General features: G+C 62.5%; 1 protein-coding gene (cut by both window edges). It reads left to right on the top strand.

This entire window lies inside a single protein-coding gene on the top strand: locus Bsp3421_RS18700, encoding a non-ribosomal peptide synthase/polyketide synthase (protein WP_274002322.1). The 59,889-nt coding sequence extends 25,983 nt beyond the window's left edge and 21,702 nt beyond its right edge, so the window shows coding positions 25,984-38,187 (codon 8,662, complete, through codon 12,729, complete); the first codon wholly inside the window starts at position 1. Both codon boundaries (start and stop) fall beyond the window edges.

Below are 12,204 nucleotides of genomic sequence, written 5' to 3'. Positions count from 1 at the left end.
GATGCCTTCGTCCGACAAGATTACGAAGCACCGTCGGGTGAAGTGGAAACGACTATCGCCGGCATCTGGAGCGAACTGCTCGGCATCGAACGCGTCAGCCGCCACGACAGCTTCTTCGCCCTCGGCGGCCACTCGCTCCTCGCCGTCCGTCTCATGAGCCGCGTCGCCGCGATCGGCGCAAACCTGCCGCTCGCTTCGCTCTTCGCCGCACCTTCTCTCGCCGCATTCGCCGACGTCGTTTCTCAACAGCTTCACACCGCACCTCTCGACCTGCCCGCCATCGAATCGGTGTCCCGCGATCAGCCTCTGCCGCTTTCATTCGCCCAGCAGCGTCTCTGGTTCCTCGCTCAACTCGATCCGAACAGTCACGCCTACAACATCCCCTTCGCCATCGATCTGCACGGTGAACTCGATACGCACGCATGGCATGACGCGCTTAACGCACTCTTCGACCGGCACGAAGCCTTGCGTTCCGTATTCGTCTCCGTCGACGGGCAACCGCAGGTCCAACTGCTCCCCGCCGGGTCAGGTGTGCCGCTTCGCCATCACGTCCTGTCTGGAGACAATATCGATGAACAAGCGCAACAGGCTCTCCGCCTGCAACACGAGGAAGCCCGGACCCCGTTCGACCTCGAACACGGTCCGCTCATTCGCGCCCGCCTGATCCGCTTCAACGCGCACCATCATCAGTTCCTGCTCACCCAGCACCACATCGTCTCCGACGGCTGGTCCTTTGGCATTCTGCTTGGCGAACTCAGCGCGCTCTACGCCGCCGCTGTCGAGAACCGACCCGCCGACCTGCCCGCCCTCGCCATCCAGTACCCCGACTACGCCGCATGGCAGCGTCAATGGCTCGCCGGCGAACGGCTTGCCGAGCAAAGCGAGTTCTGGCGCAGCAACCTCGCCGGCGCGCCTGTTCGCATAGAACTCCCCACCGACCGGCCCCGCCCGCCCCAGCAGTCCTATGCCGGTGCAACCGTTCCCCTGCATATCGATGCCGAACTCACCCGCGCGCTGCGGCAGTTCTCGCAACAGCAGCAGGCCACGCTCTTCATGACTGTCCTCGCCGCGTGGAGCGCTGTCCTCTCCCGGCTCTCCGGACAATCCGACATCGTCATCGGCTCGCCTTCCGCCAATCGCGGGCGCGCCGAGATCGAACCGCTCGTCGGCTTCTTCGTCAACACCCTCGCGCTGCGCATCGATCTCGATGGTCTGCCTTCGCCTGCCGAACTCGTCCAGCGCGTCCGCCACGTCGCGCTCGATGCCCAGCAACATCAGGACCTGCCTTTCGAGCAAGTCGTCGAAATCGTCCAACCGCCACGACACCTCGATCACACCCCGCTCTTCCAGGTCATGTTCTCCTGGCAGAACAATGAGGTCGGCAACTGGCAGTTGCCCGGTATCGCCTCCGCGCTGGTTCCGATCGAGCACCGGATCATCAAGTTCGACCTTGAACTCGATTTGGGTGAAGTCGATGGCCAGATCGCCGGCGTCATCAACTACGCTACCGCGCTCTTCGAGCGGGCCACGATCGAACGCCATGCCGACTATCTCGTCGCCATGCTCAAGGCGTTTGCCGATACATCAGCCTTTATGCCGCTGAACCGTATCGACATCCTCTCCAAACAAGAACGTCAATTGGTTCTTGGAGAATGGAACAACACCAGACAAGCACTGCCTGAAACGACGTTGGAAGCGCTGGTCGAACAGCAGGTCGAAAAATCGCCTGACGCGATTGCCGCCGTGTTCGACGACCAGGCGTTGACGTACCGGCAACTCAACGCGCGCGCCAATCAGCTGGCTCGCATGCTCGTTGCCTCGGGGATCGGACCGGAATCCGTCGTCGCCGTCGCCATTCCGCGTTCGCTCGATCTCATCGTCTCGCTGCTCGCCGTCGTCAAGGCCGGGGCGGCTTATCTGCCGCTCGATACCGACTATCCGGTCGAACGTCTCGCCTTCATGCTCGGCGACGCCAAGCCTGCCGCTTTACTCTCGCGCAGCGACGTCGCGCGCAAGCTGCCGGATGCCGGGGCCACTCCAGTCATGCTGCTCGACGACGTGGAATGGCTGGCTCATCTGCGTAGCCAATCCGACCGGAATCTGGATGACGGGGATCGGAGTGCGCCGCTTTCGGTGTTGCATCCCGCCTATGTGATCTATACCTCGGGATCGACAGGCACTCCCAAGGGCGCTGCCAATACCCATGCCGGGATCGTCAACCGGCTGTTCTGGATGCAGCATGCCTATCAACTCCAGAGCGATGACGCGGTACTTCAGAAAACACCTTCCAGCTTCGACGTTTCCGTCTGGGAATTCTTCTGGCCGCTGATCGCCGGTGCCCGCATCGTCTTTGCTCGTCCTGATGGACATCGCGATCCCGCCTATCTCGCCGAACTCATTCAGCAACAACGCATCACCACCGCGCACTTCGTGCCTTCCATGCTCGAAGCATTCCTGCTTGAGCCTGACGCCGCTCAATGCGGAAACACGCTGCGCCGTATCGTCTGCAGCGGTGAAGCCCTCTCCGCCGATCTCGCCAAGCGCGCTCATGCCACTCTCGGCACGCCGCTGCACAACCTTTACGGCCCGACCGAGGCCGCCGTCGACGTCTCCTACTGGGCTTATCGTTCCGACGAGGTAATTGGCAACGCCGCCCCCATCGGTGCACCGATCTGGAATCTCCAGCTTTACATCCTCGATGAGGCGCTGCGTCCCGTGCCGCCGGGTGTGCCCGGCGAGTTGTACCTCGCCGGCGCCGGTCTCGCCCGTGGCTATCTGAACCGCTTCTCGCTCACCTCCGAACGCTTCGTTGCGAACCCGTTCACTTCGGGCGAACGCATGTATCGCTCCGGCGATCTCGCACGCTGGCGGCATGACGGTCAGATCGAATACCTCGGCCGGACCGACCATCAGGTCAAGATCCGCGGCTTCCGCATCGAACTCGGTGAAATCGAAGCGCGCCTCGTCGACCATGAGGCCGTGCGCGAAGCCGTGGTCGTCGCCGCGGGTTCCGATGCGGGCAAACGTCTGGTCGCCTATGTCGTCGCCCCCGCGCACGCATTCGCTGACTCGCAACAGGAAGCCGCGCAAGCAATGATGAGCGCACTGCGCGCGCACCTCGCCGAACGTCTGCCCGAGCACATGGTGCCCGCAGCGTTCATCCGCCTCGATGCGTTCCCGCTCACCCCCAACGGCAAGCTCGATCGCAAGGCACTCCCTGCCCCCGACCAGGAAGCCTTCGTCCGACAGGATTACGAAGCACCATCGGGTGAAGTGGAAACGACTATCGCCGACATCTGGAGCGACCTCCTCGGTATCGACAAGGTCAGCCGCCACGACAGCTTCTTCGCTCTCGGCGGTCACTCGCTCCTCGCCGTCAAACTCATCGAACGCATGCGCCAGCGTGGCCTCAGCCTGTCGATCCGCGATCTGTTCCGCACGCCTACGGTCGTCGCGCTCGCCCAGACACTCGGCCAGCACCGCGAGATCGAAGTCCCGGCCAACCACATCACCCCTGAAACCACCGCGATCACCCCGGACCTGCTGCCCCTCATCGACCTCACCCAGGCCGACATCGATCGCATCGTCGCCCAGGTCCCCGGCGGCATCGCCAACATCCAGGACATCTATGCCCTCTCCCCGCTGCAAGACGGCATCCTGTTCCACCACCTGATGTCTACCGAAGGCGACCCGTACCTGCTGTCGATACAAGCCGCCTTCGACAACCGTCCACTCCTCGACCGCTATCTCACGGCCGTTCAACAGGTTGTCGACCGCCACGACATCCTCCGAACCGCGCTCGTCTGGGAAGGTCTTTCGATACCGGCTCAGGTCGTCTGGCGCAATGCACGACTGTCCGTCGAGGAATGCCGCTTCGATCCGATCAATGGTCCGACCGCCACGCAACTGACCGCGCGCTTCGACCCACGTCATCACCGCATCGACCTGACCCGCGCCCCGTTGCTGCGCTTCGCGATCGCCGAGGACACCGACGGCCGCTGGATTCTCCAGCACCAACTCCATCATCTGATCGGCGATCACTCGACGCTCGAAACGATGAATGCCGAAGTGCAGATCCTGCTTGCCGGCCAAGGCGAGGCCCTGTCTCAACCGCTGCCGTTCCGGAATCTCATCGCACAGGCCCGCCTTGGCATCAGCGAGGAGGCGCATGTGCGCTTCTTCAGCACAATGCTGCGCGACATCGATGAGCCGACCCTGCCGTTTGGTCTCGCCGAAGTCCATCGCGACGGATCGCAAATCAACGAAGCGCATGTCGCGTTGTCCAGTGCCATCAACGACCGTTTGCGCGCGCACGCCAAGCATCTGGGAGTCAGCCTCGCAAGCCTCTTCCATCTCGCCTGGGCGCAGGTGCTCGCGCGTACCAGCGGCAGGGATAGCGTCGTGTTCGGCACCGTGCTGTTCGGCCGCATGCAGGCCGGCGACGGCGCCGACCGAACCATGGGCCTGTTCATCAACACCTTGCCGATTCGCCTCGACTTCGACGACTCATCCATCGAAGCCGGGATACGCACCGCGCACGCTCGGCTCGCCGATCTGCTCGCGCATGAGCATGCATCGCTTGCCCTCGCGCAACGGTGCAGCAGCGTTCCCGCCGGATCACCGCTCTTCAGTACGCTGCTCAATTACCGACATAATGCCGCCCTGACAACCGAACATGCACCGCTGGGTGGTGTCGAAGTCCTCAACGCGCAAGAGCGCACCAACTACCCGTTGGTGATGTCCGTGGAAGATTACGGAAACGCGCTCGGGCTCACCTTGCAGGTAGCTGAAACGCTCGATGCCGCGCGTATCTGCGGGTATATGACCCAGGCGCTGGAGAGCATTGCCGACGCGATCGAAGCGAAGTCCACGATCTCGGTTCGGCAGATCGAGGTTATGCCTCCGGAAGAGCACGCGCTGTTGTGTACCGTGTGGAATGAAACCCGGCACGATTATCCGACTGGCGCCACCGTGCAGCGCTTGGTCGAGCAGCAGGCTGAACGGACGCCTTCGGCTATCGCCGTGTGGTTCGGAGATGTCGCGCTCAGTTATGGCGAGTTGAATGCGCGCGCCAATCGGCTCGCCCATCATTTGATCGAAGTTGGCGCTGGCCTGGATACGCCCGTCGCGGTGTGTGTTGAGCGCACGCCCGCCATGATTGTTGGCGTACTCGCGATTCTTAAAGCCGGAGCGGCTTATCTCCCGCTCGATCCCGCCTACCCCGCTGACCGGCTCGCGCACATTCTCGATGACGCCAATCCTGCTATCGTCCTCGCAGATACCGCTGGCCTCGCTGCTATAGGCGATGCGCCGCTCGCCAACCGGGCTGTCCTCGATCCCAATGAAGCGCTGGTCGACGAAAGTATCGTCCTCCATGCCGGGCAAGCTTCCGAACTCAACATCCTGCTCAAGCTTTCCGCTTATCCGACGACCAACCCGGTGGTCGATGGGCTGAGCGACCGGAATCTGGCCTATGTGATCTATACCTCGGGGTCTACCGGTGTGCCCAAGGGCGTGATGGTCGAACATCACAATCTGGTCAACCTCTGTTACTGGCATATCGATGCCTTCCCGCTTCGGTCCGGATCGGCTTCGGCCATGACGGCCGGCGTGGCGTTCGACGCCACCACCTGGGAACTCTGGCCCAGCCTCCTCTCCGGCGGCACCCTCGTCCTGCCTCCGGTGCATGCCGCTCGCGATCCGATTGCCCTGCTCGACTGGTGGCAGCAGCAGCAACTCGACGTCTCCTTCCTCGTCACCTCGCTCGCCGTCATGGCGATCGATCGCAAGCAGTTACCGCCCAATCTCCGCTATCTGCTCATCGGCGGAGAACGTTTCCCGGGAGGTGTTAATGCATTGCCTGACGGCCTCACGCTGGTCAACAACTATGGCCCGACTGAAGCCACCGTCGTGGCAACTTCCGGTGTGTTGCCTATCGATGCCGAGGTCCCGCATATCGGCCGACCGATTCACAACGCCACCGCGTACCTGCTCGATGCGCATTTGCGCCCCGTCCCGCTCGGCGTTGTCGGTGAACTCTATGTCGGTGGGGCCGGTGTCGCGCGCGGCTATCTGAACCGACCGGACCTTACCAGCGAACGCTTTATCGACGATCCGTTCAGCAATCGGCCCGGCGCTCGTCTTTATAAAACCGGCGACCTCGCACGCTATCTGCCCGACGGTAACCTCGAATTCCTCGGCCGTAACGACCATCAGGTCAAGATTCGTGGCTTCCGTATCGAACTCGGCGAAATCGAGTCGCGGCTTGCCGAACATCCGGAGATCCGTGAAGCCGCCGTTCTGGCACTGGGTCAGGACAGCGACTTGAGACTGGTCGCTTACGTTGTCGCGGAAACTACCGCATTCGACAGGGAAGATGCGTTCGGCGAAAACGTCAGCGATCGGATCGACGGGGAAGATGCGTCCGTTGATCGGGCCATCGCCAGCCAACTGAGAATCTATCTGGCAGAGCGTCTGCCCGACTACATGGTCCCGGCTGCCTTCGTTCGTCTCGACGCCTTCCCGCTCACCCCCAATGGCAAGCTCGATCGCAAGGCGCTCCCTGCCCCCGACCAGGATGCCTTCGTCCGACAGGATTACGAAGCACCGTCGGGTGAAGTGGAAACGACTATCGCCGGCATCTGGAGCGAACTGCTCGGCATCGAACGCGTCAGCCGTCACGACAGCTTCTTCGCTCTTGGCGGTCACTCGCTTCTCGCCGTCCGTCTCATGAGCCGCGTCGCCGCGATCGGTGCAAACCTGCCGCTCGCCTCCCTCTTCGCCGCACCTTCTCTCGCCGCATTCGCCGACGTCGTTTCTCAACAGCTTCGCACCGCACCCCTCGACCTGCCCGCCATCGAATCGGTGTCCCGCGATCAGCCTTTGCCGCTTTCATTCGCCCAGCAGCGTCTCTGGTTCCTCGCTCAACTCGATCCGAACAGTCACGCCTACAACATCCCCTTCGCCATCGATCTGCACGGTGAACTCGATACGCACGCATGGCATGACGCGCTTAACGCACTCTTCGACCGGCACGAAGCCTTGCGTTCCGTATTCGTCTCCGTCGACGGGCAACCGCAGGTCCAACTGCTCCCCGCCGGGTCAGGTGTGCCGCTTCGCCATCACGTCCTGTCTGGAGACAATATCGATGAACAAGCGCAACAGGCTCTCCGCCTGCAACACGAGGAAGCCCGGACCCCGTTCGACCTCGAACACGGTCCGCTCATTCGCGCCAGATTGATCCGCTTCAACGCGCACCATCACCAGTTCCTGCTCACCCAGCACCACATCGTCTCCGACGGCTGGTCTTTTGGCATTCTGCTTGGCGAACTCAGCGCGCTCTACGCCGCCGCTGTCGAGAACCGACCCGCCGACCTGCCCGCCCTCGCCATCCAGTACCCCGACTACGCCGCATGGCAGCGTCAATGGCTCGCCGGCGAACGGCTTGCCGAGCAAAGCGAGTTCTGGCGCAACGCCCTCGCCGGCGCGCCTGTTCGCATCGAACTCCCCACCGACCGGCCCCGCCCGTCTCAGCAGTCCTATGCCGGTGCAACCGTTCCTCTGCATATCGATGCCGAACTCACCCGCGCGCTGCGGCAGTTCTCGCAACAGCAGCAGGCCACGCTCTTCATGACTGTCCTCGCCGCGTGGAGCGCTGTCCTCTCCCGGCTCTCCGGACAATCCGACATCGTCATCGGCTCACCTTCCGCCAATCGCGGGCGCGCCGAGATCGAACCGCTCGTCGGCTTCTTCGTCAACACCCTCGCGCTGCGCATCGATCTCGATGGTCTGCCTTCGCCCGCCGAACTCGTCCAGCGCGTCCGCCGCATCGCGCTCGATGCCCAGCAACATCAGGACCTGCCTTTCGAACAGGTCGTCGAAATCGCCCAACCGCCAAGGCACCTCGATCACACCCCGCTCTTCCAGGTGATGTTCGCCTGGCAGAACAACGAGATCGGCAACTGGCAGTTGCCTGGTATCACCGCCGCGCCGGTTTCGATCGAGCACCGGATCGTCAAGTTCGACCTCGAACTCAATTTGAACGAGGTCGATGGCCAGATCGTCGGTGTCATCAACTACGCGACCGCGCTCTTCGAGCAGACCACCATCGAACGTCATGCCGGCTATCTCGTCGCCATGCTCAGGGCGTTTGTTCATGAGCAGGCAACGTCGACGGCTCAGATCGAGATCCTCGGAAACCACGAGCGCACGCAGCTGCTCGAAACATGGAACCAGACACGGCGCGACTATCCCACCCAAATCTGTACGCATCGATTGGTGGAGGAGCGCGCCGAACAGATGCCATTGGCTATCGCCGTGCGGTTTGGAGACACCACGCTCAGTTATGGCGAGTTGAATGCGCGCGCCAATCGGCTCGCGCATCATTTGATCGAGCTTGGCGCTGGCCTGGATATGCCGGTTGCTGTTTGTGTCGAGCGCGCGCCCGCCATGATTGTTGGCGTACTCGCGATTCTTAAAGCCGGGGCGGCTTATCTCCCGCTCGATCCCGCCTACCCCGCTGACCGGCTCGCGCACATTCTCGATGACGCCAATCCTGCTATCGTCCTCGCAGATACCGCCGGCATCGCCGCTATCGGCGATGCGCCGCTCGCCAACCGGGCTGTCCTCGATCCCAATGAGGCGCTGGTCGACGAAAGTATCGTCCTCCATGCCGGGCAAGCTTCCGAACTCAACATCCTGCTCAAGCTTTCCGCTTATCCGACGACCAACCCGGTGGTCGATGGGCTGAGCGACCGGAATCTGGCCTATGTGATCTATACCTCGGGGTCTACCGGTGTGCCCAAGGGCGTGATGGTCGAACATCACAATCTGGTCAACCTCTGTTACTGGCATATCGATGCCTTCGCGCTTCGGTCCGGATCGGCTTCGGCCATGACGGCCGGCGTGGCGTTCGATGCCACCACCTGGGAACTCTGGCCCAGCCTCCTCTCCGGCGGCACCCTCGTCCTGCCTCCGGTGCATGCCGCTCGCGATCCAATCGCCCTGCTCGATTGGTGGCAACAGCAGCAACTCGACGTCTCCTTCCTCGTCACCTCGCTCGCCGTCATGGCGATCGACCGCAAGCAGTTACCGCCCAATCTCCGCTATCTGCTCATCGGCGGTGAACGTTTCCCGGGGGGTGTCGAGGCGCTTCCCGATGGCCTCACCCTGGTCAACAACTATGGCCCGACTGAAGCAACCGTCGTGGCAACCTCTGGCGTGTTGCCCGTCGATGCCGAGGTCCCGCATATCGGCCGACCGATTCACAACGCCACCGCGTACCTGCTCGATGCTCACCTTCGCCCCGTCCCGCTCGGTGTCGCTGGTGAACTGTATGTCGGTGGGGCCGGTGTCGCACGCGGTTATCTGAACCGACCGGACCTCACCAGCGAACGCTTCATCGACGACCCGTTCAGTAATCGGCCCGGCGCTCGTCTTTATAAAACCGGCGACCTCGCACGCTATCTGCCCGACGGTAACCTCGAATTCCTCGGTCGCAACGACCATCAGGTCAAGATTCGTGGCTTCCGCATCGAACTCGGCGAAATCGAATCACGGCTTGCCGAGCATCCGGAGATCCGCGAAGCCGCCGTTCTGGCGCTGGGCCAGGACAGCGACTTGCGACTGGTCGCTTACGTCGTCGCGGAAGCTGCCGCCTTCGGCGGGGAAGATACGCCCGACGAAAGCACAGATCCGTCCGTCGCCAGCCAACTGAAAACCTATCTGGCCGCACGTCTGCCCGACTACATGGTGCCCGCTGCCTTCGTGCGGCTCGATACCTTCCCGCTCACCCCTAACGGCAAGCTCGATCGCAAGGCACTCCCTGCTCCTGATCAGGATGCCTTTGTTCGACAAGATTACGAGGCGCCATTGGGTGAAGTGGAAACGACTATCGCCGGCATCTGGAGCGAACTGCTCGGCATCGAACGCGTCAGCCGCCACGACAGCTTCTTTGCTCTTGGCGGCCACTCGCTTCTCGCCGTCCGTCTCATGAGCCGTATCGCCGCGATCGGCGCAAACCTGCCGCTCGCCTCCCTCTTCGCCGCACCTTCTCTCGCCGCATTCGCCGACGTCGTTTCTCAACAGCTTCGCACCGCATCCCTCGACCTGCCCACCATCGAATCGGTGTCCCGCGATCAGCCTCTGCCGCTTTCATTCGCCCAGCAGCGCCTCTGGTTCCTCGCTCAACTCGATCCGGGCAGCCACGCCTACAACATCCCCTTCGCCATCGATCTTCATGGCGAACTCGATACGCATGCATGGCATGACGCGCTTAACGCACTCTTCGACCGGCATGAAGCCTTGCGTTCCGTATTCGTCTCCGTCGACGGGCAACCACAGGTCCAACTGCTCCCCGCCGGGTCAGGTGTGCCGCTTCGCCAGCACGTCTTGTCCGGAGACAATGTCGAAGAACAGGCCCTCCGCCTGCAACACGAGGAAGCTCAAACACCGTTCGACCTCGAACACGGCCCGCTCATTCGCGCCCGCCTGATCCGCTTCAACGCGCATCATCATCAGTTCCTGCTCACCCAGCACCACATCGTCTCCGACGGCTGGTCTTTTGGCATTCTGCTTGGCGAACTCAGCGCGCTCTACGCCGCCGCTGTCGAGAACCGACCCGCCAACCTGCCCGCCCTCGCCATCCAGTACCCCGACTACGCCGCATGGCAGCGTCAATGGCTCGCCGGCGAACGGCTCGCCGAGCAAAGCGAGTTCTGGCGCAGCAACCTCGCCGGCGCGCCTGTTCGCATAGAACTCCCCATCGACCGGCCCCGCCCGCCCCAGCAGTCCTATGCCGGTGCAACCGTTCCCCTGCATATCGATGCCGAACTCACCCGCGCGCTGCGGCAGTTCTCGCAACAGCAGCAGGCCACGCTCTTCATGACTGTCCTTGCCGCATGGAGCGCTGTCCTCTCCCGCCTCTCCGGACAATCCGACATCGTCATCGGCTCGCCTTCCGCCAATCGCGGACACGCCGAGATCGAACCGCTCGTCGGCTTCTTCGTCAACACCCTCGCGCTGCGCATCGATCTCGACGGCCTGCCTTCGCCCGCCGAACTCGTCCAGCGTGTCCGCCGCGTCGCGCTCGATGCCCAGCAACATCAGGACCTGCCTTTCGAACAGGTCGTCGAAATCGTCCAACCGCAACGACACCTCGATCACACTCCGCTCTTCCAGGTCATGTTCTCCTGGCAGAACAATGAGGTCGGCAACTGGCAGTTGCCCGGCGTCGTTACCACGCTGGTTCCGGTCGAGCATCAGATCATCAAGTTCGACCTTGAACTCAATATGGGTGAGGCCGATGGCCAGATCCTCGGTGTCATCCACTACGCGACCGCACTCTTCGATCGGACCACGATCGAACGTCATGCCGGCTATCTCGTCGCCATGCTCAAGGCGTTTGTCGAAACATCAGCCGCTATACCGCTGAACCGTATCGACATCCTCTCCAAGCAAGAACGCCAATTGGTTCTTGGGGAATGGAACAACACCAGCCAGGCGCTGCCAGAAACGACGCTGGAAGCGCTGGTCGAACAACAGGTCGAAAAATCGCCTGACGCGATTGCCGCCGTGTTCGACGATCAGGCGTTGACGTACCGGCAGCTCAACGCCCGCGCCAATCAGCTGACGCGCATGCTCGTTGCCTCGGGGATCGGACCGGAATCCGTCGTTGCCGTCGCCATTCCGCGTTCGCTCGATCTCATCGTCTCGCTGCTCGCCGTCGTCAAGGCCGGGGCGGCTTATCTGCCGCTCGATACCGACTATCCCGCCGAACGCCTCGCCTTCATGCTTCGCGACGCCAAGCCCGCCGCACTCATCTCGCGCGGCGACGTGCTCGCCCTGCTGCCCGAAACCGGATCGATTCCTGTCTTGCAGATCGATGGAGACGCCCTTCTCGCGCAGTTGGACACGCAGCCCGACCATAACCTCGACAACCGTGCTCGCGTCGCGCCGCTTTCGGTACTGCATCCCGCCTATGTGATCTATACCTCGGGGTCGACAGGGACTCCCAAGGGCGCTGCCAATACCCATGCCGGGATCGTCAACCGGCTGCTCTGGATGCAGCACGCCTATCAACTCCAGGGCGATGACGCGGTGCTTCAGAAAACACCTTCCAGCTTCGACGTTTCCGTCTGGGAATTCTTCTGGCCGCTGATCGCCGGTGCCCGCATCGTCTTTGCTCGTCCTGATGGACATCGCGAT

Source organism: Burkholderia sp. FERM BP-3421, from assembly GCF_028657905.1.
In the GTDB taxonomy this organism is placed as follows: Bacteria; Pseudomonadota; Gammaproteobacteria; order Burkholderiales; family Burkholderiaceae; genus Burkholderia.
The sequence above is the reverse complement of the archived record's forward strand: the minus strand, read 5'-3'. Positions and strand labels throughout refer to the sequence as shown.